Source organism: Bradyrhizobium mercantei, from assembly GCF_001982635.1.
Classification (GTDB): Bacteria; Pseudomonadota; Alphaproteobacteria; order Rhizobiales; family Xanthobacteraceae; genus Bradyrhizobium; species Bradyrhizobium mercantei.
The window spans coordinates 1-21853 of sequence record NZ_MKFI01000003.1; the positions used below are offsets into that span (position 1 = coordinate 1).

Consider the following 21853-nt stretch of genomic DNA (forward strand, 5'->3'; position numbering starts at 1 on the left):
GGCCTATCCCTACACCGACGCCGAGCGCGCCTCGATCGCACGCAACCGCGCCCGGCTGTTCGTCGGCAGCCCGGCAACCGTGATGACCAAGCTCGAGCCGCTGATCACGGCGAGCCAGGCCGACGAATTGATGGTGATCACCGCGGTCTACGATCACGCGGCCCGGAAGAAGTCCTACAGTCTGCTTGCCGAGGCATTCGGGCTCGGCAAGAGGGACGCGGCCTAATCCCGCGTCTCGCTGAAGGTCGCGCGGAACGGGTGGCCGGGATAGACGCCGACGATGCGGAATTCGCGCGAGAAGAATTTCAATTCTTCCAGCGCAAAGGCGAGCCCGCGGTCGTCGGGGTGGCCGTCGACGTCGGCATAGAATTGCGTGGCGAAGAAATTGCCGTCGACCATGTAGCTTTCGAGCTTGGTCATGTTGACGCCGTTGGTGGCGAAGCCGCCCAGCGCCTTGTACAGCGCGGCGGGCAAATTGCGCACCCGGAACACAAAGCTGGTGACCAGCCCGCCCGAGCCCTGCGCGGCCCATTTTTCCTCGCGCGCCAGCACCACGAAGCGGGTGGTGTTGTGGGTCTCGTCCTCGATGTCCTCGGCGAGAATGTCGAGGACATAGATCTCGGCAGCGAGACGGGAGGCGATCGCCGCCACGGTCTTGTCGCCGCGTTCGGAAACATCGCGGGCGCTGCCGGCGGTGTCGCCGGCGACGATCGGTTTGATGCCGAGCTTGCGGATCGTGCGCCGGCACTGGCCGAGCGCCTGGACGTGGCTTTCCACGCTCTTGATGTCGGCGAGCTTGACGCCCTTGATCGCCATCAGCTGGTGGCGGATCGGCAAGAACCATTCGCCGACGATGAACAGGCCCGAGGCGGGCAACAGATGATGGATGTCGGCGACGCGGCCGGCGACCGAATTCTCGATCGGGATCATGCCGAGATCGGCCTCGCCCGACGAGATCGCGGCCAGCGCGTCCTCGAAGGTCGGGCAGGGCATCGGCTCGGCGTCGGGATAGGCCTCGACGATCGCGATATGGGAATTGGCGCCAGGCTCGCCCTGGAACGCGATTTTCAGCTTCTTGGTCATGGCTGGCCTTTTAGAGCATGATCCGGAAAAGTGGAATCCGGTTTTCCGAAAAGATCGTGCTCAACAAAGAGATGCCGCTCAGGCTTTGGAAAGTATTCTGCGGGCGGTTTCGAGGTCGGCCGGGGTGTCGACGCCGCGGGGGACGGTGTCGACGATGGTGACGTCGATCCGCATCCCGGCTTCCAGCGCGCGCAATTGCTCGAGCTTCTCCTGCTGCTCCAGCGGTGAGGGCGGCAGCTTCACGAACCGCTCCAGCGCGGCGCGGCGGTAGGCGTAGAGGCCGATATGATGGTAGCGCGGCCCGTCGCCGTGGGGCGCGGTGGCGCGGGTGAAATACAGCGCGCGCAACCGGTTGGCGCCGATCGGCGATCCCACCGCCTTGACGACGCTGGGGGCCTGATCCTCCTCCTCGCTGTGGATGCGCGAGGCCAGGGTCGAGATGTCGACGGCCGGATCGTCGAGCGCCGGCATCACGCTGCGGATGGTCTCGGGCGTGATGGTCGGGAAATCACCCTGCAGATTGACCACGATCTCGGCATCGCCGGCCGGATCGAGGGTCATCATCGCTTCATAAATCCGGTCCGAGCCTGACGGATGGTCGGCCCTGGTCATCACGACCTCGCCGCCCGCAGCGGTCACCGCAGCCGCGATCTCGGCCGTGTCGGTGGCGACCGCGACCCGGCCGATCCCGGCCTCCTCGGCCCGTCGCAGCACATGGACGATCATCGGCGCGCCGGCGATGTCGAGCAGCGGTTTTCCGGGCAATCGGGTCGCGGCCATGCGGGCCGGAATCAGCACCAAGGTACGGGGATCGGTCATTCGTGTCGGGGCCAGTCCGGCTAACGGAAATTGCCGGGGAGGAGGTTGAATTCGGCGCGTTTATACGGGTTGCCAGAGCGCGGGCAAACCGATATCTCAACCCTGCTTGGGGCGGTGCGATAAGGCCGATTCCCAGGTCTTTCCCCGCGGCCGTATTCCCGGCCTGAAGTCGACATTCAAGGCCCGGAGCCTGACCCAAAATGGACTCCTTCGAACTCAACAAAATCCTCGGTGCGGTTCTCGGCACCTGCATCGTCGTCCTGGTGATGAGCTTTACCGCCGGATCGGTGTTCTCGGCCAAGATGCCGGAGAAGCCGGGTTTTGAGATCGCGGTGAAGGAAGAGTCCCATGGCGGTGGCGGCGAGGCCGCTGCGGCCGCCTCCGAGCCGATCGAGAAGCTGCTGCAGACCGCGTCGATCGAGAAGGGCGCGGCGGCCGCCAAGAAGTGCCAGGCCTGCCACACCTTCGAGAAGGGCGGCCCCAACCGCGTCGGTCCGAACCTCTATGGTATCGTCAACGAGCCTAGGGGCGAAGGCCGCGGCTTCAATTTCTCGGCTGCGATGAAGGGCAAGGGCGGCACCTGGACCTTCGACGACCTCAACAAGTTCCTGACCAATCCGAAGGGCTTCATCCCGGGCACCGCGATGGGCTTCGCCGGCGTGCCGAAGGACAGCGAGCGCGCCGACATCATCGCCTATCTGAATTCGAACTCGGAGCATCCGGCTCCGCTCCCGACCGCTTCGAAGTAACGATTTGCTTCGCAGAAGCATGTGGATGAAACGGCCAGGCAATGCCTGGCCGTTTTCGCATGGGGAATCCGCTGTCGCGGGGTTGTTATCGGGACGTTTCGCCGCACCGATATTGTTCCCGGGCCAATATCATGAGGAAAAAGCAACGTAATTTGTCGAACCGTTGCCTTATATTGGGTCCCATGTAACCGGGGCCGCAAGCAGGAAGAGCGAATTTGGCGATCACCCGACGACACCTCCTTCAAGGCAGCGCACTGGCGGCAATCGCTCCGGCGCTCGGACTTAATACCGGCGGCCTGCCGGCGATCACGCCGGCCTTCGCCGACGACGCCCCCAACGGGCTGAAATGGCGGCACGGCCTCTCCACCTATGGCGAGATCAAGTACCCGGCCGACTTCAAGCGCTACGATTACGTCAAGCCGGACGCGCCGAAGGGCGGCGTGGTGCGGCTGTTCCAGCCCGGCACCTATGACAGCTTCAACCTGGTGGTCGCCGGCTTGAAGGGCACGGTCGCCGCGTCCGTCGCCCGCATCTACGACTCGCTGATGGAAGCCTCGCTCGACGAGCCCGATACGTATTACGGCGAGCTCGCCGAGGCGGCAGCCTTCCCCGACGACTTCTCCTACGTGATCTACCGCCTGCGGCCGGGCTCACGCTGGCACGACGGCAAGCCGGTGACGCCGGAGGACGTGATCTTCTCGTTCGAAGCGCTGAAGGCGAACAGCCCGATGTTCAGCGCTTACTACCGGCACATCGAAAAGGCCGAGAAGATCGGCGATCGCGACATCAAGTTCACCTTCGATAGCCCGGGCAACCGCGAGCTGCCGATGATCACCGGCCAGCTCATCATCCTGCCCAAGCATTGGTGGGAAGGCACCGACCCGCAGGGCAAGAAGCGCGACATCACCGCGAGCACGCTGGAGCCGCCGCTCGGCTCGGGTCCCTACCGGATCAAGGAATTCGTCGCCGGACGCTCGGTGGTACTCGAGCGCGTCAAGGATTATTGGGGCAAGGATATTCCGATCGCGATCGGACAGAACAATTTCGACGAGCTGCGCTACGAGTATTTCCGCGACGACACCGTCGCCCGCGAGGCGCTGAAGGCCGACCAGTTCGACTGGTACAACGAGCGCAGCGCCAAGGAATGGGCGTCGGCCTACGACGTTTCGCCGGTGCGCGAGAAGCGGCTGCTCAAGGAGCTCTTCACCGTCCGCAATCAGGGCCGGATGCAGGGCTGGGTGTTCAACCTGAGGCGCCCGAAATTCGCCGACGCCAGGCTGCGCCGCGCCTTCAATTACGCGTTCGATTTCGAAGAGATGAACCGCGTGCTCTCGACCGGCGAGTACCATCGCGATTCCAGCTATTTCGACGGCATTCCCGATCTGATGGCGACCGGCCTGCCGGAAGGCAAGGAGCTCGAGATTCTCGAGACGGTACGCGACAAGGTGCCGCCCGAAGTCTTCATGACGCCATATACGAATCCGGTCGGCGGCACGCCGGAAAACGTGCGCGCCAATCTGCGCGAGGCGACGCGGCTGTTGAAGGAAGCCGGTTTCGAAATCCGCGACCGCAAGCTGGTCGATGCATCCGGTCAGCCCTTTACGGTCGAGATCCTCGGCAACAGCGGTGATTCCGGCATGGAGCGGATCACGCTGTTCTACAAGCCGAGTCTGGAGCGCCTCGGTATCACCGTCAATCTGCGTGCGGTCGACACCGTGCAGTACCAGAACCGGGTCCGTGATTTCGATTTCGAGATGGTCACCCAGGTGTGGGGACAGTCGATCTCGCCCGGCAACGAGCAGCGCGACAATTTCGGCTCGCAGGCCGCCGATCGACAGGGCTCGAACAATCTTCCCGGCATCAAGAATCCGGCGGTCGATGCCATCATCGAAAAGATCATCTTCGCCAACAGCCGCGCCGATCAGGTCGCCGCCGCCAAGGCGCTGGACCGGGTCTTGCTCTGGAACTTCTATTGCGTTCCACACTTCAATTACGACAAGCAGCGCTATGTCTACTGGGATCGCTTCAACCATCCCGACCCGCTGCCGAAATATGCCGTTTCCGGATTCCCAAATCTTTGGTGGTTCGACGCCGACAAGGCGGCCAAGCTCAAGCGTTCATAAGATCGAAGGATTCGCGCATGGCGCTATTCTCCCGTCGGCACGCACTCGGTCTCGGCATCGGTGCGTTGAGTGCTGCAGGCATGCGTGTCGCACCGGCCGCGGCCGACAACGGAGCCGAGCTGCACGGCATGTCGGTGTTCGGCGACCTGAAATACCCGGTGGATTTCCAGATCTTCGACTACGTCAATCCGAAGGCGCCGAAGGGCGGCGCGTTCTCGGTGATCCCGTGGGTGCGCGCCTACAACCAGTCCTACTACACCTTCAACTCGCTGAACGCTTATGTCCTGAAGGGCGAGGGCGCGCAGGGCATGGACATGACATTCGCGACGCTGATGTCGCGCGCCAATGACGAACCCGACGCGATGTACGGCTTTGCCGCGAAGTCGGTGCAGATCTCGCCGGACAAGCTCGTCTACCGCTTCACGATGCGTCCCGAGGCGCGCTTCCATGATGGTGCGAGGCTGACCGCGCAGGATGTCGCCTTCTCGCTCAACACGCTAAAGGAAAAAGGTCACCCGCTGATCCAGGTGCAGCTCCGCGACTTCGTCAAGGCCGAGGCGGCGGATGAGGCGACTGTGGTGGTGACCTTCGCGGCGGGCCGCGCGCGCGACGTGCCGCTCTATGTCGCGAGCCTGCCGATCTTCTCCAAGGCCTATTACGCGACGCGATCGTTCGAGGAATCGACGCTCGATGCGCCGCTCGGCTCCGGGCCCTACAAGGTCGGGCGCTACGAGGTCAATCGCTACGTCGAATACGACCGCGTCAAGGACTGGTGGGGCGCCGAGCTTCCGGTCAATCGCGGCAGCTACAATTTCGACACCGTGCGCTACGAATTCTATCGCGACCGCGATGTCGCCTTCGAGGGCTTCACCTCGAAGAGCTATTTGTTCCGCGAGGAGTTCACCGCGCGCGTCTGGGCGACCCGCTACGATTTCCCCGCGGTGAAGGACGGCCGGGTCAAGCGCGAGACGCTGCCCGACGACACGCCGTCCGGCGCGCAGGGCTGGTTCATCAACATGCGCCGCGACAAGTTCAGGGATCCGCGGGTGCGCGAGGCGCTGATCTGCGCCTTCGACTTCGAGTGGACCAACAAGACCATCATGTACGATGCGTATGCGCGCACCGTCTCGCCGTTCCAGAACTCGGACATGGTGGCGGAGGGGCCGCCCTCGCCGGAGGAACTGGCGCTGCTCGAGCCGTTCCGCGGCCAGGTGCCCGATGAGGTGTTCGGCCTGCCGTTCGTGCCGCCGATGTCCGACGGCTCCGGTCAGGATCGCACGCTGCTGCGCAAGGCGGTGCAGCTGCTCAACGAGGCCGGCTGTGTCGTCAAGGACGGCAAGCGCGTGCTGCCGAACGGCGAGCCGATCACGATCGAATTCCTCAACGACGAGCCTTCGCTGCAACCGCATCACGGGCCGTACATCAAGAACCTCGGTACGCTCGGCATCGATGCGACGTTCCGCCTGGTCGACGCGGTGCAGTACCGCGCCCGGGTGGAAGACTTCGATTTCGACATGACCATGCAGCGCTTCAGCTTCTCGGCGACGCCCGGCGACAGCATGCGGCCGTTCTTCTCCTCGCAGGCCGCGAAGACCAAGGGCTCCTACAATCTCGCCGGCATTTCCAATCCGGCGATCGACGTACTGATCGAGAAGATCATCGGCGCCAACAACCGCCATGAGCTGACGATCGCCTGCCGCGCGTTCGACCGTGTGTTCCGGGCCGGACGCTATTGGGTGCCGCAGTGGTACCGCAACACGCATCCGATCGCCTATTGGGACCAGTTCGGTCATACCGAGAAGCTGGCGAAATATACCCAGGGCGTCGGCGCGCCGGAGAACTGGTGGTACGATGCGGCCAAGGCCGCCAAGCTCGAGCAGGCGAAGTAGCCGATGAGCGCCTATATCGCCCGACGTATCCTGCTGATGCTGCCGACGCTGCTCGGCATCCTGTTCGTCTCCTTCGTGGTGGTGCAGTTTGCCCCCGGCGGTCCGGTCGAACGCGTCATCGCGCAGATCAACGGCGCCGACACCGGCGGCACCTCGCGCGTGTCCGGAGGCGGTGGTGATTTCGGCGCGCAGCGCGGCCAGGGTGCGGGGGCGGGCGCGGCCATCAACTCGAAATACCGCGGCGCGCAGGGGCTCGATCCTGATTTCATCAAGAAGCTTGAGGTGCAGTTCGGCTTCGACAAGCCGGCACCGGAGCGGTTCGCGCTGATGGTGTGGAACTTCGCACGCTTCGACTTCGGCAACAGCTACTTCCGCAGCGTCAGCGTGCTGCAGCTGATCAAGGAGAAGCTGCCGGTCTCGATGTCGCTCGGCATCTGGATGACGCTGCTGACCTACCTGATCTCGATCCCGCTCGGCATCCGCAAGGCGGTGAAGGACGGGTCGCGGTTCGACACCTGGACCTCGGCCGTGATCATCGTAGGCTTTGCCATTCCAGGCTTCCTGTTCGCGATCCTCCTGATCGTGCTGTTCGCCGGCGGCTCGTTCCTCAATATCTTCCCGCTGCGCGGCCTCACCTCGGACGGCTGGTCGCAATTCCCCTGGTACTGGAAGATCATCGACTATTTCTGGCACCTGATGCTGCCGCTGGTGTCGATGGCGCTCGGCGCCTTCGCCACCATGACGCTGCTGACCAAGAACTCGTTCCTCGACGAGATCCGCAAGCAGTATGTGATGACCGCGCGCGCCAAGGGCTGCAGCGAGCGCCAGGTGCTGTACGGCCACGTCTTCCGCAACGCGATGCTGATCGTGATCGCGGGCTTCCCCGGCGCGTTCATCCACGCCTTCTTCTCCGGCTCGCTGCTGATCGAGACCATCTTCTCGCTCGACGGGCTCGGCCTGCTCGGCTTCGAGAGCGTGTTGAACCGCGACTATCCGGTGGTGTTCGGAACGCTGTTCATCTTTTCGCTGGTGGGGCTGGTGGTCAATCTGATCTCCGATCTCGCCTATATGTGGATCGATCCCCGGATCGATTTCGAGGCGCGGGAGGTCTGATGACGCTGCTCGCGCCCCAGCCGGTCGAAACCACGACGCAATCGCCGCTCGGCGAGGCGGTGCCCGCCACGCGCCACGGCTTCTCGCCGTCACCGCTGAACAAGCGGCGCTGGCAGAACTTCAAGGCGAACCGCCGCGGCTACTGGTCGTTCTGGATCTTCCTCGTCCTGTTCGTGGCGTCGCTGTTTGCCAATTTCATCGCCAACGACAAGCCGCTGCTCGTCAAATATGACGGCCGCTACTACTGGCCGGTGATTTTCACCTATGCCGAGACCACCTTCGGCGGCGACTTCGAGACCGCGGCCGATTATCGCGATCCATACTTGCAGAAGCAGATCGCGGCCAAGGGCGGCAGCATGATCTGGCCGCCGATCCGCTACTCCTATGACAGCCGCAACCTCGATCCGCCGACCGCGGTGCCGTCGAAGCCGACCTGGCTCCTGTCCGAAAAGCAGTGCGCGGACGTGGTGAAGCGGAAGGGCCTGACCGGCTGTCGCGACCTCGAATACAACTGGCTCGGCACCGACGATCAGGGCCGCGACGTCGTCGCGCGACTGATCTACGGCTTCCGCATCTCCGTGCTGTTCGGCCTGACGCTGACCATCCTGTCCTCGATCATCGGCATCGCCGCCGGCGGCGTGCAGGGCTATTTCGGCGGCTGGACCGATCTGATCTTCCAGCGGCTGATCGAGATCTGGACCGCGATTCCCTCGCTCTATCTGCTCTTGATCATTTCGGCGGTGCTGCCGCCGGGCTTCTTCATCCTGCTCGGCATCCTCCTGCTGTTCTCCTGGGTTTCGCTGGTCGGCCTGGTGCGCGCCGAATTCCTGCGCGGCCGCAATTTCGAATACATCCAGGCGGCGCGCGCACTCGGCGTCTCCAACGGCAAGATCATGTTCCGCCATCTGCTGCCGAATGCGATGGTCGCGACCATGACGTTCCTGCCCTTCATCGTCTCGTCCTCGGTGATGACGCTCACGGCGCTGGACTTCCTCGGCTTCGGCCTGCCGCCCGGTTCGCCCTCGCTCGGTGAATTGCTGTCGCAGGGCAAGGCCAATGTGCAGGCGCCGTGGCTCGGCCTCACCGGCTTCTTCTCGGTCGCGATCATGCTGTCGCTGCTGATCTTCATCGGCGAAGCCGCGCGCGACGCCTTCGATCCGCGCAAGACGTTTTCGAAGGGCTGACGCATGGACGCGATCAACCAGCCTCTGCTCGATGTCCGCGACCTCTCGGTCGCCTTCGGCCGCTCGCTTGCGGTCGACGGCATCTCGTTCTCGATCAAGCGCGGCGAGTGCGTCGCGCTGGTCGGCGAGTCCGGCTCCGGAAAATCCGTCAGCGCGTTGTCGGTGCTGAAGCTGCTGCCCTATCCCACGGCATCGCATCCGACAGGCGCGATCCGCTTTCGCGGCCGCGATCTGCTGGCCGCGTCCGACCGGGAGATGCGCGAGGTCCGCGGCAACGACATCTCGATCATCTTCCAGGAGCCGATGACCTCGCTCAATCCGCTCCAGACCATCGAGACCCAGATCGGCGAGATCCTGTCGCTGCATCGGGGCGTCAGTGGCGCAGCGGCGCGGGCGCGGACGCTGGAATTGCTGGGCCAGGTCGGCATCCCCGAGCCGGAGACCCGGCTCAACAGCTATCCGCACCAATTGTCCGGCGGCCAGCGCCAGCGCGTCATGATCGCGATGGCGCTCGCCAACGAGCCTGATCTGTTGATCGCGGACGAGCCGACCACCGCGCTCGACGTCACCGTGCAGGCGCAGATCCTGGCACTGCTGGCCGAGATCCGCGCCCGGCTCGGCATGAGCCTGTTGTTCATCACCCACGATCTCGGCATCGTCCGCCGCATCGCCGACACCGTCTGCGTGATGAACAACGGCAAGATCGTCGAGCAGGGCCCGGTCGAGCAGGTGTTCACGGCGCCGCAGCACGCCTATACCAAGGCGCTGCTCGCCGCCGAGCCGAAGCCCGATCCGGCGCCGCCGCAGCCGGGTGCGCCGGTCGTGATGTCGGCGGACAATCTGAAGGTCTGGTTCCCGATCAAGCGCGGGCTGCTGCGCTCGACCGTCGGCCACATCAAGGCGGTCGATGGCGTCAGCCTCGCGGTGCGCAAGGGCGAGACGCTCGGCGTGGTCGGCGAATCCGGCTCCGGCAAGACCACGCTCGGGCTCGCGCTGCTCAGGCTGATTTCCTCCGATGGGCCGATCGTGTTCCTCGGCAAGGATATCCAGGGCCTGCGCTTCAAGCAGATGCGGCCGTTCCGCCGCGACATGCAGATCGTGTTCCAGGACCCGTTCGGCTCGCTCAGCCCGCGCATGTCGGTGGCCGACATCATCGCCGAGGGGCTCGAGGTGCACCAGAAGCAGCTGTCGCGCGAGGAGCGCGAGGCGCGGGTGATCAAGGCATTGAAGGATGTCGGCCTCGATCCGGAGTGGCGCTTCCGCTATCCGCACGAGTTCTCCGGCGGCCAGCGCCAGCGCATCTCGATCGCGCGCGCGGTCGTGCTGGAGCCGAACTTCGTCGTGCTGGACGAGCCGACCAGCGCGCTCGATATGCTGCTGCAGGCCCAGATGGTCGATCTGCTGCGCGATCTGCAGCGCAAGCGCGATCTCACCTACATGTTCATCTCGCACGATCTGCGCGTGGTGGCCTCGCTCGCGAGCCATCTGATCGTGATGAAATCCGGCAAAGTCGAGGAGGAGGGGCCGGCCTCCGAGCTGTTCAAGAACCCGAAGAGCGACTACACCCGCGCGCTGTTCGCCGCCGCGTTCCGCATCGAAGCGGCCGGCGAGGGGACGGTGGCGACGTAGCACCACGTCATCCTGAGGTGCGAGCGGAGCGAGCCTCGAATGCGTGGCCCGAGTAGGGCCGTCGATCCTTCGAGACGCGCTTCGCGCTCCTCAGGATGACGGGCTAAAGCCGCTTGATCGCGGTGACCTCGCTGCCCGCCGCCTTGATCCGCGCGATCGCGGCCTGCGTGTTCTCCACCACCGTCGCCATGTGATGCGCGTTGGCGTGCACGATCGTGGTCGCGTCGCGCGCGATTGCGACGTGGCCCTTCCAGAAGACCAGGTCGCCGCGCTGCAGATGCTTCGTTTCGGCTGCCGTCAATTCGCGGCCGAGCCCGTCCTGCTGCATGTCGCTGTCGCGCGGGCAGCCGGTGCCGGCGGCGGTCAGCGCGATCTGCACCAGGCCGGAGCAATCGATGCCGAGGCTGGATTTGCCGCCCCACAAGTAGGGCGTGCCGACGAACTGCTCGGCGATCGCGACAAAATCCTGCGCCATGACCTCGAGGCGTCCGACGTGCTGGCGGGGCAGGTACCAACCTTCGTGGGTGACGGCGAACAGATTATCCTCGCGGACGACCGCGATTTTTGATCCCATCGCCAGACCATCGACCGGCGGCAGCTTGATCGACGGTCCCGGAAACGCGAACGTGCGCAGCGCGGTGACCTTGTGCGTCGGCGCTGCACCGACCCTGAACAGCGCGACATCGGGAATCCAGCCGACATAGCCGTCATCGGCGAGCTGGCCCCACGCCCAGCCCTCGCCGTTGCGATCATAGATCGTGATGCGCTCGCCCTTCAGCGCCTGCGTCATCATTTCGGCATCGGCAGCAGGGGCGCGGCGCAGCGGCGCGGTGGCCTCGAACACCTCGAAGGCCTCGCCGTCGACGAAACGTGCGGCCTTGACCTTGCCCTCGAGATATTTCGCGGCAAGGTCGTCGCGGGCCGGCGTCAGTCTGGGATCATGCATAGCGCTGGCTCAACAATTTGTAGATCGCGCGCGCGGCCTGGCACTCGCCGCCTTCGGGGCGGCCGGGTTTTGCGGACGGCGTCCAGCCGTAGATGTCGACATGCAGCCAGCTCCTGGCGTGCTCGACGAAGCGCAGCAGGAACAGCGCGCAGGTGATCGAGCCCGCGAAACCGCCCGACGGTGCGTTGGTGATGTCGGCAGTCTTGGAGTCGAGCCAGGCGTCATAGGCCGGCCACAGCGGCAGCCGCCACAGCGGGTCGTTCTCGCTGCTGGCGTGAGCTGCGACCTCGCCGGCGAGCGCCTCGTCATTGGTGTAGAACGGCGGCAGATCCGGGCCCAGCGCCACGCGCGCCGCGCCGGTCAGCGTGCCCAGATCGACCAGCAGGTCCGGCGTCTCCTCGTCGGCCAGCGCCAGCGCGTCGGCGAGCACCAGCCGGCCCTCGGCGTCGGTGTTGCCGATCTCGACCGTGATGCCCTTGCGCGACTTGAAGATGTCGAGCGGGCGGAATGCATTGCCGGCAACCGCGTTCTCGACCGCCGGGATCAGCACGCGCAGCCGCAGCTTCAGCCTAGCGTCCATCACCATCTGCGCCAGCGCCAGCACGTTGGCGGCGCCGCCCATGTCCTTCTTCATCAACAGCATGCCGCTCGACGGCTTGAGGTCGAGCCCGCCGGTGTCGAAGCAGACGCCCTTGCCGACCAGCGTTACCTTGGGATGGGCCGGGTCACCCCAGCTCAGCTCGATCAACCGCGGCGCGCGGGTCGAGGCCATGCCGACGGCGTGGATCAGCGGGAAATTCTGCGCGAGCTCGTCGCCATCGATGCAATTGAAACTGGCGCCGAACCGCGTCGCGAGATTGCGCGCGACCTCGGCGAGTTCGGCCGGACCCATGTCGTTGGACGGCGTGTTGATGAGGTCGCGCGCCAGCGCCGCCGCATCCGCTATCCGCTCGATCTCGGCGGCGTCGATGCCGTCGGGCGGCACCAGGCGAACTTCGGGAGCCTTGTTCTTGCGGTAGCGGCCGAAGCGGTAGCAGCCGAGCGCGAAGGCGAGCGCGGCGAGCCGTGTGTCATGCGGTGCATTGGCGAAGCGGTAGACGCCCGGCGGCAACAGGCCGGGCAGGGCGCCGGGCCGGAACGGATCGCGCGCCTTGTGGTCTGCGTCCTCGAGGCCGAACAGCACCAGCGCGATGCCGCCGTCGGCGGCCGGCAGAGCGAGGAATTTGCCGGGCTTGGCTTCGAAGCCATAGGCCTCGGCGAACTGGCGCGCCGGCGCCGGCAGCTCGCTGCGGATCGCATCCCATGTCGCCTTGGTGACGAAGGTGATCGGTGTGACGGCGGTGGTCGGTGCGGTCTCGAACACGGATGGCATGCGGCTCTCGGCTGTTCTGGCGTTGTGGTGGCTACTACACGCCTTTCATGGCGGAAGGTAGCGCGCCCGCGGTTGACGTGACCTGCGGGATTGGAACCGGCGCGCCGGTTACCAGCGCCGCCAGTTAACCAGACGTTAGGGTTAACAGTCTATTGCTGGCACGCTCAGTTGGATCCATTCGCCCGATTTCGTGAGTCACAGTGCCATGCGTCGACCGTCCAATTTGACCCGGCATCTCGCTTCCGCGGCCCTCGTGGCGCTCCTCGCCGCCGGCCTTGGCGGTTGCCAGACCATGTCCGACGTGACGGGATCGATCGCGTCCCGCTCGGACCCCACCCCCGATGATCCGCGCCGCGCCGCCGAAATCTACGGTGAGCGCTATCGCAAGAACCCCAAGGATGTCGACGCCGCGATCGCCTACGGCCAGGGCCTGCGCCTGTCCGGACAGCGCGCGCAGGCCTGCGCCGTGCTCGAGCAGGCCACGATCGCCAACCCCGGCAACAAGGCGCTGCTCGCCGCCTATGGCCGCGCGCTGGCCGACAACGGCAACTCGCAGGCGGCATTCGACGTGCTGGGCCGCGCCCACAGCCCTGACAATCCGGACTGGCGGATCCTGTCGGTGCAGGGCACCACGCTCGACAAGATGAACCGGCACGACGAAGCGCGGCGCTATTACGCCAGCGCGTTGCGCCTGGCGCCGGACGAGCCGTCGGTGCTGTCCAATCTCGGCCTGTCCTACATGCTGACAAAGGAATTGCCGAAAGCGGAAGAGACGTTGCGGCAGGCCTATGCCAGTGCCCGCGCCGATACAAGGATCCGGCAGAACCTCGCGCTCGTCGTCGGCCTGCAGGGCCGCTTCGCGGAGGCTGAAACCATCGTCAAGGCCGACCTGCCGGCGGATGAGGCGGCGGCCAATGTCGCCTATCTCCGCGACATGCTCAACCGCAAGGACGGCCCGCGGACCGCGTCGCGCGCCGCACCTGTCGTCGCCAAGGACGACTGACGCTCCCTTTTTGCGCCTGACCACGGGGCTCTCAGCCTCGCAACGCATCGACCTTACGCATACAAAAAGAAACGCCCGGCGCTGCCGGGCGTTCTCGTATGCGGCGGGTGGCTGAATTCAATGCATCGCGGCGATCTTGATGTAGGACGGCCCGAGGATCACGATGAACAGGCAGGGCAGGAAGAACAGGATCATCGGAACGGTCAGCTTCGGCGGCAGCGCCGCGGCTTTTTTCTCGGCCTCGTTCATGCGCATGTCGCGGTTCTCCTGCGCCATCACGCGCAGGCTCTGGCCGAGCGGCGTGCCGTAGCGTTCGGATTGCTGCAAGGCCATGCACACCGACTTCACGCCCTCGAGCCCGGTGCGGCGCGCGAGGTTCTCATAGGCAGTTTTGCGGTCCTGCAAATAGGACAATTCCGCGGTCGTCAGCGCGAACTCCTCCGACAGCGCGATCGACTGTCCGGCGATCTCGTTGGCGACCTTGCGGAACGCGACCTCGACCGACATGCCCGACTCGATGCAGATCAGCAGCAAGTCCAGTGAATCGGGGAAGGCGCGCTTGATCTGGAGCTGGCGCTTGGAGATCGCATTCTTCAGGAACAGCATCGGCGCCTGCAGGCCGGCATAGGCCGCGCCGACGCAAATGCCGACCTTGAGCGTGAGCGACCAGTTCGCGCCCGCGATGACGAAAGTGTAGAGGATTGCGCCGATCAGCATCACGATCGGCGTGACCGCGCGGGCGAACAGGAAGGTGACGTAGGGGGCGTGACCGCGATAGCCGGCCATCACGAGCTTCTCGAGCGCCGCCTCCTGGGCGAGCCATTTCGACAGGTTGAGATCGTCCACCACCCGCGAGACGACCTGCTTCGGCGTCTGCCGCAGCGCCACCTTCTCGGTCTTGGACAGACGCTCGCGTTCGCGCTGCCGGAGCCGTTCGCGCTCGCTGGCGACCGCCTTCATGCGCTTGTTGAGATCGCCGCCGGCGAGCAGCGGCATCACCAGCGTGTAGACCGTCGCGCTTGCCGCGAAGAAGGCAAGCAGCATCGTCATGAACCTGACGTCGTGGAGCTTGGCAATCAGAACATCAATCATGCTGCACCGTCAGAAATCGAAGTTGATCATCTTCTTCATCACCAGGACGCCGCATGTCATCCACAGCGCGCAGCCGACCAGCATGAGCTGGCCCATCGAGTTGGTCCACAGCAGGGCGATGTAGTCGGGCGTGGTCAGGAACACGAGGATCATAACGATCGGCGGCAGCGAGCCGATGATGGCGGCGGAGGCCTTCGCTTCCATCGACATCGCCTGGATCTTCTCGGCCATCTTCTTGCGGTCACGCAGCACCCGCGACAGGTTGCCGAGCGCTTCCGACAGATTGCCGCCGGACTTCTGCTGGATCGAGATCACGATGCCGAAGAAGTTCGCTTCCGGCAGCGGCATGCGTTCGTAGAGCCGTGAGCAAGCCTCGCCGAGCGGCATGCCGATCGCCTGGGTCTCGATGATCGCGAGGAACTCGCTGCGCAGCGGCTCCGGGGCGTCGTTGACGACCGCCTTGAGTGATTCGAACAGCGGCAGGCCGGCCTTGATGCCGCGCACGATGACGTCGACGGCGTCGGGGAGCGCCTTCAGGAAGGCCTTTTCCCGCCGCTTCTTCAGGAAGCCGAGCAGCCAGCGCGGCGCGCCGAGACCCATGGCAAAGCCGATGCCGGCCGCACCGAGCAGGCCGCCGCCGACCAGGAATGCCGCGGCGAACCCGAACAGGCCCAGCGCGCCGGAGATCAGCCAGAATTTCTGCTCGGACCACTCCAGTCCGGCCTGCGAGATGCGCAGGCCGAGCGGGACCTTCTTGTCCTTCTGCCGCCGCGCCTCGAGCTCCTTCAGCGATCCTTCGACCTGCTCGCGGCGGGAGCGTTGCGTGCGGTCGGCATTTCGCGTCGTCGTGGGCTCGCTGCGCGCAACCGATGCGCGGCGCGACTCGGCCTTCTTCTCGCCCGAGAGGTAGGGATACAGGAAGACCCAGGCGATGCCGCCCACGGTGGTTGCGGCGAGGAAGGCCAGGGCAAGGGTTTGCGTCTGCATCCTGCGTTCCCCTAGACCGGCGCCGGCGAGTCGGAGGCGTCCAGCGCCGCCGCCAGCCGCTTCTCTTCATTGTAGTAGCGCGCACGCTCCCAGAAGCGCGGCCGGCCGATGCCGGTCGAGCGGTGCTTGCCGATGATCTTGCCGTTGGCGTCTTCGCCGACCACGTCGTAGAGGAAGACGTCCTGGGTGATGATGGTGTCGCCTTCCATGCCCATCACCTCGGTGATGTGGGTGATGCGGCGCGAACCGTCGCGCAGGCGCGCGGCCTGCACGATGATGTCGACCGAGGCGCAGATCATCTCGCGAATGGTCCGCGAGGGAAGCGAAAAGCCGCCCATGGTGATCATGGATTCGCAGCGCGACAGGGCTTCGCGCGGATTGTTGGCGTGCAACGTGCCCATCGAGCCGTCGTGGCCGGTGTTCATCGCCTGCAACAGGTCGAACGCCTCGGGTCCGCGGACTTCGCCGACGATGATCCGCTCAGGGCGCATACGCAGGCAGTTGCGGACCAGCTCGCGCATCGTGACCTGGCCCTCGCCTTCGATGTTCGGCGGCCGGGTTTCCAGCCGCACCACATGCGGCTGCTGCAGCTGAAGTTCGGCGGCGTCTTCGCAGGTGATGATGCGTTCGTCGTGCTCGATGTAGTTGGTCAGGCAGTTCAGCAGCGTGGTCTTGCCCGAGCCGGTACCGCCCGAGATGATCACGTTGCAGCGGACGCGGCCGATGATCTGCAGGATGGTCGCCCCTTCCGGCGTGATCGCGCCGAACTTGACGAGCTGCTCCAGCGTCAGCTTGTCCTTCTTGAATTTGCGGATGGTGAGCGCGGGGCCGTCGATCGCCAGCGGCGGCACGATGGCGTTGACGCGCGAGCCGTCGGCGAGGCGGGCGTCGCAGATCGGCGAGGATTCGTCGACGCGCCGGCCGACCTGGCTGACGATGCGCTGGCAGATGTTGAGCAGCTGCTGGTTGTCGCGAAAGCGGATGCCGGTGCGCTGGATCTTGCCGGCGACTTCGATGAACACGGTGCCCGCGCCGTTGACCATGATGTCGGCGATGTCGTCGCGCGACAGCAGGGGCTCCAGCGGACCGTAGCCGAGCACGTCGTTGCAGATGTCGTCGAGCAGCTCTTCCTGCTCGGCGATCGACATCACGATGTTCTTGATCGCGATGATCTCGTTGACGATGTCGCGGATTTCCTCGCGCGCCGACTCGCTGTCCAGCTTGGCGAGCTGGGCGAGGTCGATCGCCTCGATCAGGGCGCCGAAGATCGTCGCCTTGACCTGGTAGTAGTTGTCCGAACGGCGGGCTTCGACGGCGGGAGCAGGCGGTGGCTTGGCCGGCGCCAGCGGCGGCGAGGAGATCGTCGGGGCGACGGACTCGCGCGGCATGGTCGACGAGCCGGCGGGTTCCGGCGCCTGAAAAGCGGGCTTGGGTGCCCGCACGTCCCCATCGTTTCCGCTACGCTTACCAAACACGACGTCTTGACTCCACCCGGGTCACTATTTGGACCGCAGCTTTTCGAGCAGGGGCGACAGGAAGGACCCCCTCGGCTTCTTGGTCTCGCCGCGGCCTGTCAGCCGCTGCGCCATCTGCAGGAACATCTCGACTGCGCGGTGATTGGCGGAAATTTCCGCGATCATCTGGCCGTTGTTGGCGGCCGAGCCGAAGATCTGCGGATCGAACGGGATGGCGGCGATCGGCTGGCTTTCGATCGCCTTGGCGAATTCGCCGGCCGCGATCTCCGGACGCTTCGGCACGCCGACCTGGTTCAGGCAGTACAGCGGCGCGCGGTCGTTGGGCCGGGACGCCTTCAAGAGGTCGAACATGTTCTTGGCGTTGCGCAGGTTGGCGAGGTCGGGCGCGGCCACGATCAGGATGTCGTCGGCCGCGATCAGCGCGCGCTTGGTCCAGCCGGACCATTGGTGCGGCACGTCGAGCACGATGCAGGGCATCGTGGTGCGCAGCGTATCGAAGATCGCGTCGAACGCCTCGGCGCCGAAATCGTAGACCTTGTCGAGCGTCGCCGGCGCCGCCAGCAGGCTCAGATGGTCGGTGCATTTCGACAGCAGGCGGTCGACGAAGGCGGTATCGACGCGGTCCGGCGAGAACACCGCATCCGCGATGCCTTGCGCCGGGTCCTGGTTGTAGTTGAGCCCGGCGGTGCCGAAGGCGAGGTCGAGGTCGGCGACCACGGAATCGAGCGCCAGGTCGCGGGCGATCGCCCAGGCGACGTTGTGGGCGATCGTCGAGGCGCCGACGCCGCCTTTCGCGCCGACCACGGCGACGACGCGGCCGACCGCCTTGGCTTCCGGCGCCGAGAACAGGTTGCAGACCGCGCGCACCACGTCGATCGCATGCGCCGGCGCAATCACGTAGTCGCTGACGCCGCGGCGCACCAGCTCGCGATACAGCGTGACGTCGTTGACCCGGCCGATCACGACCACCCTCGTGCCGGCGTCGCACACCGTGGCGAGCTGATCGAGACCGGCCAGGATGTCGCCGCGGCCTTCGGTCTCCAGGATGATGACGTTGGGCGTCGGCGCCGAGCGATAGGCCTCGATCGCGGCGGCCATGCCGCCCATCTGGATCTTGAGGTGTGCCTTGGCCAGCCGGCGATCCTCGCCGGCCGACTGCACGGCGGCGGCGGTCTCGACCGTTTCGCAGAACGCCTGGACCGAAACCCGGGGCGCCGGAGCAATATGGTCGTCCACGGCCTGCGGCGGGGCGTCCATCTGCTCTTCGGAGTTTTGCTGCGCGTAGGTGATCATTTTCCTGTGTCGCTTAGCTTGGCCCGGTCGGCTTCGGGGTAGGTCGTGGCGGTGGTGGTGCCCTTGCGGTACTTGTCGAAGGCGATGCTGCGACGAGGCGCGTAGGGCGGGGTCTCCGCGCGCGGCTGCACGAGGTCGGTCGGGTTTTCGACCATGGATGCGAGGTTGCGCTGATTGGCGCAGCCGAAATTGTAATATTGCTTGTTCTCGATATAGGACCCGTTGTGGATCGACGGGCCGAGATCTTCCGGCCAGAGGCCGCATGGCCCGGCGACCGCCTTCATCTTCGGATAGTTCACGCGGATCGCGGGCATCTGGCGCGGATCCTCGGGATGATATTTGCGAACCAGGATCCCGCGCGGCGGCACGCCGGCGGCGGCGAAGGTGGCCTGGATCTCGCGCAGTGATTCCTGTGCGGGCCGCGCGTTCGGCGTGTCGGCGGGAACGTCGATGGTGACGGCGCCGGTGCCCTCGCGCATCCAGTCCTGCGCCATCTCCATCACCTCGGCGCGCTGCTCCGCGGTCAGGCCGCCGCGGCTGCGGCCGACGAAGACCACGATCGAGCGATCAGCCTCGGTGACCGCGATCGGGTGGCGCTGGCGATAGTCGGCCGGCGAATCCACCATCGCGAAACTGTTGTCGGCGGCGTGCTGGCAGGCGCCCAGCGTCATGGCAAGCCCGACGAGCGCTCCGGCGAGACCGGTACGTTTGTAATCGGCGGGTGTCCTGGATGTGGTCTGTGTCATCGTCCGCCTCAGTCGGTAATGAAGCCGTAGGTGCCGCGGTAATTCCGCGCCGGCTCGGTGCGGCCGGGTACGCCGTAGATGCGATTGAGGCTGCCCAGCAGGTCGGCCTGCGGATCGGACGCGTTGGCGAAACCGTCATCCGGACGCGACAGGTCCTTCTGCGCCACGGCGCGAACGACATAGGGCGTCACCAGAACCATCATTTCGGTCTGGTTGTTGACGAAGTCGCGGCTGCGGAACAACGTGCCGAGCACCGGCAGCGACGCCAGTCCGGGCAGGCCGTTGATCGCCTGCTTGGTCTGGTCCTGGATCAGGCCGGCCATGGCCATCGAGCCGCCCGAGGGAATTTCCAGCGTGGTCTCGGCGCGGCGGGTCTTGATCGAAGGGATCGTCGTTCCGCCTGCGCCGCCCGTCAGCGCGTTCTCGGTCGAGACTTCCGACACTTCGGTCATCACGCGCAGGCTGATCCGTCCCTCGGTCAGCACCACCGGCGTGAAGTTGAGCGAAATGCCGAACTTCTTGAAGCTGACGGTCTGGACGCAATTCCCGATCGTGCCCGTCGACGAGGTCTGACAGGTCACGCCGGTCGGAATCGGAAATTCGCCGCCCGAGATGAAGGTCGCCGATTCGCCCGAGATCGCGGTCAGGTTCGGTTCGGCGAGGGTTCGCACCACGCCGGCGCTTTCCATCGCGCGGAGCGTCGCCGTGACCGACGATCCGAACTGTGTCGTGAGATTGTTGCCGGACACCAGCGGCGCGCTGTTCGCGGTGAACGGATTGTTGTTGGTGAACTTCACCACGGTCGTGCCGTAGTTGAGGTTTGCGGTGAGATCGATACCGAGCTGCTTGATCAGGCTGCGCGAGACTTCGGCAACCGTGACCTTCAGCATCACCTGGTCGCGGCCGCGAACCGCGATGGAGTTCACGACCTTGTCGACGCTGCCGACCAGCCGCTGCACGATCTCGGCAGCCTGCTGCGCATCGATCGGGCTCGCCGCACTGCCGGTCAGCATCACGCCGTCGCCGACGCCTTCGACCTGGATATCGGAATTCGGCAGCGCGGCACGCAGCGCGGCACGCACGCCGTTGAGATCGCGCTTGACGGCGATGTCATAGGCCGCGATCTGCTGGCCGGCGGCATCGAAGAACACGATGTTGGTCTGGCCGACCGTCGCGCCGATGATGTAGGCGCGTTGCGCCGAGCGGACCACGGCGTTGGCGATCTTGGGATCGGCGACCAGCACGTCCTTGATGTCCCTCGGCAGGTCGATCACGATCGATTTGCCGACGCCGAGCGCGAGGAAACGGGCGTTCATCTGGCCGTCGGCCGAGGCAGGCGCCGGCGCCGCGCGGTAGTCGCTCGCCACCACCGGCGTCAGCGCCGGGTTGAGCGTGAGCGCCGCGACGGCCGAGAACGACAATGCGCGGACCATGAAGGCCCGCATCGTCCGTTGAGTAGCCCCGCCCTTCATTACGTGTGTCCTCATAATCACTTCTGCATCGTTGCCTGGTTGGCAACGCCAAAGCGGATGACGTTGATCGTGTCGCCGCGCCGCTGACGGCCGTCGTCGGTCTTGACCTCGGGCGCGTTGTTGTCGGCGATGCTGCGCAGCGCCAGCGACAGGACGCCGCTCTGGCGCGCGCGCGCCAGCGTTTCGGTCTGTTCGGGCTTCAGCTCCAGCGTCACCGTCTTGCCGATCAGGGCGTTGGTGCCGTCCTTCTCCTTCGGCGCCTGGTCGATCGCGAGTACGCGGACATTGGTCAGGATGACCTCGGAGTTGACGATGTCGGCGCCGCCCCGATCCGGATTCTTGTCCCGCTTCGACAGCAGCACGTCGACCCGGTCATTCGGCAGGATGAAGCCGCCGGCGCCGGTCTCGGGCGAAATTTCGGTCGACACCGCCCGCATGCCGGTCGGCAGGATCGCAGCCATGAAGCCGCTTCCGTCGGCCTTGACGAGCTTCTGCTCGCGAATCGGCTCGCCCTGGATGAACGGCGCGCGCGCGATCGAGCCGGTGACGTCCTTGATGGCGTCGGCGTTGCCGTCCCTGCGCATGAAGCTGGCGCTGGCGGTCGCCGCCGGCCAGGTCTGCCATTGCACGTCGTCGGGCTTCACGGCCTGGCCGAGGCCGATGTCGGTGCGCGCGACCAGGATGTCGACGGTGGGCAGCTGCGCGACGGGCGGAGGAGCTGCCGGCTTGTCGTCGCTGCCGCTCGCCAAATAGAGCGCAGCTAGGCCGGCGCAGCCTGCGATAGCCAAGACCAGAATGCGGGCCCTATCCATTACGCTTCACTTTCCACATGACGCCGCGACGCTGCCGCCGCCGTGATGGGAGTTGACCAGCTATTC

At 65.5% G+C, this 21853-nt stretch carries 18 protein-coding genes and 1 pseudogene; 8 read left to right on the top strand and 11 right to left on the bottom strand.

All coding sequences use genetic code 11. The annotated features are described in order from the left end of the window. Positions 1–226 (top strand): annotated as a pseudogene (locus BI327_RS13525) (LLM class flavin-dependent oxidoreductase); the annotation flags it as partial. Here BI327_RS13525 and BI327_RS13530 read toward each other — a convergent pair. Continuing rightward, on the bottom strand, positions 223–1083 hold the full coding sequence (locus BI327_RS13530) for a prephenate dehydratase (protein ID WP_076860810.1): 861 nt from the start codon (positions 1081–1083) through the stop codon (positions 223–225). The pseudogene BI327_RS13525 and the gene BI327_RS13530 overlap by 4 nt on opposite strands. Before the next feature lie 78 nt (positions 1084–1161). Beyond that, positions 1162–1902, bottom strand: a complete 741-nt coding sequence (locus tag BI327_RS13535) for a 3-deoxy-manno-octulosonate cytidylyltransferase (RefSeq protein WP_076860811.1) — start codon at positions 1900–1902, stop codon at positions 1162–1164. A gap of 200 nt (positions 1903–2102) precedes the next feature. On the opposite strand from BI327_RS13535, the gene BI327_RS13540 reads away from it, so the two are divergent. The 6 genes from BI327_RS13540 (at position 2103) to BI327_RS13565 (ending at position 10589) form a co-directional block, all read left to right on the top strand. Further along, on the top strand, positions 2103–2651 hold the full coding sequence (locus BI327_RS13540) for a c-type cytochrome (protein ID WP_076860812.1): 549 nt from the start codon (positions 2103–2105) through the stop codon (positions 2649–2651). Positions 2652–2866: 215 nt separating this feature from the next. Then, complete coding sequence (locus BI327_RS13545; protein WP_076860813.1) at positions 2867–4774, top strand: extracellular solute-binding protein; 1908 nt, start codon at positions 2867–2869, stop codon at positions 4772–4774. Between the two features lie 17 nt (positions 4775–4791). Continuing rightward, the gene (locus BI327_RS13550; RefSeq protein ID WP_076860814.1) at positions 4792–6663 is read left to right on the top strand and encodes an extracellular solute-binding protein; all 1872 of its coding nucleotides are present in this window, start codon (positions 4792–4794) and stop codon (positions 6661–6663) included. Positions 6664–6666: 3 nt separating this feature from the next. Further along, the gene (locus tag BI327_RS13555) at positions 6667–7776 is read left to right on the top strand and encodes a microcin C ABC transporter permease YejB (protein WP_076860815.1); all 1110 of its coding nucleotides are present in this window, start codon (positions 6667–6669) and stop codon (positions 7774–7776) included. Further along, positions 7776–8960, top strand: coding sequence for an ABC transporter permease (locus tag BI327_RS13560; RefSeq protein WP_076860816.1), 1185 nt, complete (start codon positions 7776–7778; stop codon positions 8958–8960). The genes BI327_RS13555 and BI327_RS13560 overlap by 1 nt, the downstream gene beginning before the upstream one ends. Before the next feature lie 3 nt (positions 8961–8963). Further along, positions 8964–10589 (top strand): ABC transporter ATP-binding protein, encoded by a 1626-nt coding sequence (locus BI327_RS13565; protein WP_076860817.1) that lies wholly within the window; start codon positions 8964–8966, stop codon positions 10587–10589. A gap of 103 nt (positions 10590–10692) precedes the next feature. Here the strand turns inward: BI327_RS13565 and BI327_RS13570 are convergent, their stop codons facing one another. Then, positions 10693–11535, bottom strand: a complete 843-nt coding sequence (locus tag BI327_RS13570; protein ID WP_076860818.1) for a C40 family peptidase — start codon at positions 11533–11535, stop codon at positions 10693–10695. Continuing rightward, on the bottom strand, positions 11528–12907 hold the full coding sequence (locus BI327_RS13575; protein WP_076860819.1) for a leucyl aminopeptidase family protein: 1380 nt from the start codon (positions 12905–12907) through the stop codon (positions 11528–11530). The genes BI327_RS13570 and BI327_RS13575 overlap by 8 nt, the downstream gene beginning before the upstream one ends. Before the next feature lie 205 nt (positions 12908–13112). On the opposite strand from BI327_RS13575, the gene BI327_RS13580 reads away from it, so the two are divergent. After that, positions 13113–13910 (top strand): tetratricopeptide repeat protein, encoded by a 798-nt coding sequence (locus tag BI327_RS13580; protein ID WP_076860820.1) that lies wholly within the window; start codon positions 13113–13115, stop codon positions 13908–13910. 117 nt (positions 13911–14027) lie between these two features. On the opposite strand, the gene BI327_RS13585 is transcribed toward BI327_RS13580, so the two are convergent. Genes BI327_RS13585 through cpaB form a run of 7 tightly spaced genes read right to left on the bottom strand, consistent with a single transcriptional unit; the run spans position 14028 to position 21787 of the window. Continuing rightward, the gene (locus BI327_RS13585; protein WP_076860821.1) at positions 14028–15002 is read right to left on the bottom strand and encodes a type II secretion system F family protein; all 975 of its coding nucleotides are present in this window, start codon (positions 15000–15002) and stop codon (positions 14028–14030) included. 9 nt (positions 15003–15011) lie between these two features. Further along, positions 15012–15989 carry a type II secretion system F family protein gene (locus tag BI327_RS13590; protein ID WP_076860822.1) on the bottom strand — a complete coding sequence of 326 codons (978 nt, stop codon included), beginning with the start codon at positions 15987–15989 and terminating at the stop codon, positions 15012–15014. Between the two features lie 11 nt (positions 15990–16000). Continuing rightward, positions 16001–17464 carry a CpaF family protein gene (locus tag BI327_RS13595; RefSeq protein ID WP_076860823.1) on the bottom strand — a complete coding sequence of 488 codons (1464 nt, stop codon included), beginning with the start codon at positions 17462–17464 and terminating at the stop codon, positions 16001–16003. 24 nt (positions 17465–17488) lie between these two features. Further along, a complete protein-coding gene (locus BI327_RS13600; RefSeq protein WP_076860824.1) occupies positions 17489–18757 on the bottom strand; it encodes an AAA family ATPase in 1269 nt (422 codons plus the stop codon). After that, a complete protein-coding gene (locus BI327_RS13605; protein WP_076860825.1) occupies positions 18754–19503 on the bottom strand; it encodes a CpaD family pilus assembly protein in 750 nt (249 codons plus the stop codon). Before BI327_RS13605 ends, BI327_RS13600 begins: the two co-directional genes overlap by 4 nt. A gap of 8 nt (positions 19504–19511) precedes the next feature. After that, the gene (locus tag BI327_RS13610) at positions 19512–20990 is read right to left on the bottom strand and encodes a type II and III secretion system protein family protein (protein WP_089025475.1); all 1479 of its coding nucleotides are present in this window, start codon (positions 20988–20990) and stop codon (positions 19512–19514) included. A 2-nt stretch (positions 20991–20992) separates the two neighbouring features. Continuing rightward, positions 20993–21787, bottom strand: coding sequence for a Flp pilus assembly protein CpaB (cpaB, locus tag BI327_RS13615; protein WP_076860827.1), 795 nt, complete (start codon positions 21785–21787; stop codon positions 20993–20995). Between the last annotated feature and the right edge of the window lie 66 nt (positions 21788–21853).

Bases quoted from the DNA above. Each gene is read 5' to 3' on its own strand.
- BI327_RS13530 (WP_076860810.1), bottom strand. From the start codon at position 1,083: ATGACCAAGAAGCTGAAAATCGCGTTCCAGGGCGAGCCTGGCGCCAAT.
- BI327_RS13535 (WP_076860811.1), bottom strand. From the start codon at position 1,902: ATGACCGATCCCCGTACCTTGGTGCTGATTCCGGCCCGCATGGCCGCG.
- BI327_RS13540 (WP_076860812.1), top strand. From the start codon at position 2,103: ATGGACTCCTTCGAACTCAACAAAATCCTCGGTGCGGTTCTCGGCACC.
- BI327_RS13550 (WP_076860814.1), top strand. From the start codon at position 4,792: ATGGCGCTATTCTCCCGTCGGCACGCACTCGGTCTCGGCATCGGTGCG.
- BI327_RS13555 (WP_076860815.1), top strand. From the start codon at position 6,667: ATGAGCGCCTATATCGCCCGACGTATCCTGCTGATGCTGCCGACGCTG.
- BI327_RS13560 (WP_076860816.1), top strand. From the start codon at position 7,776: ATGACGCTGCTCGCGCCCCAGCCGGTCGAAACCACGACGCAATCGCCG.
- BI327_RS13565 (WP_076860817.1), top strand. From the start codon at position 8,964: ATGGACGCGATCAACCAGCCTCTGCTCGATGTCCGCGACCTCTCGGTC.
- BI327_RS13570 (WP_076860818.1), bottom strand. From the start codon at position 11,535: ATGCATGATCCCAGACTGACGCCGGCCCGCGACGACCTTGCCGCGAAA.
- BI327_RS13575 (WP_076860819.1), bottom strand. From the start codon at position 12,907: ATGCCATCCGTGTTCGAGACCGCACCGACCACCGCCGTCACACCGATC.
- BI327_RS13580 (WP_076860820.1), top strand. From the start codon at position 13,113: ATGCGTCGACCGTCCAATTTGACCCGGCATCTCGCTTCCGCGGCCCTC.
- BI327_RS13585 (WP_076860821.1), bottom strand. From the start codon at position 15,002: ATGATTGATGTTCTGATTGCCAAGCTCCACGACGTCAGGTTCATGACG.
- BI327_RS13590 (WP_076860822.1), bottom strand. From the start codon at position 15,989: ATGCAGACGCAAACCCTTGCCCTGGCCTTCCTCGCCGCAACCACCGTG.
- BI327_RS13600 (WP_076860824.1), bottom strand. From the start codon at position 18,757: ATGATCACCTACGCGCAGCAAAACTCCGAAGAGCAGATGGACGCCCCG.
- BI327_RS13605 (WP_076860825.1), bottom strand. From the start codon at position 19,503: ATGACACAGACCACATCCAGGACACCCGCCGATTACAAACGTACCGGT.
- BI327_RS13610 (WP_089025475.1), bottom strand. From the start codon at position 20,990: ATGAGGACACACGTAATGAAGGGCGGGGCTACTCAACGGACGATGCGG.
- cpaB (WP_076860827.1), bottom strand. From the start codon at position 21,787: ATGGATAGGGCCCGCATTCTGGTCTTGGCTATCGCAGGCTGCGCCGGC.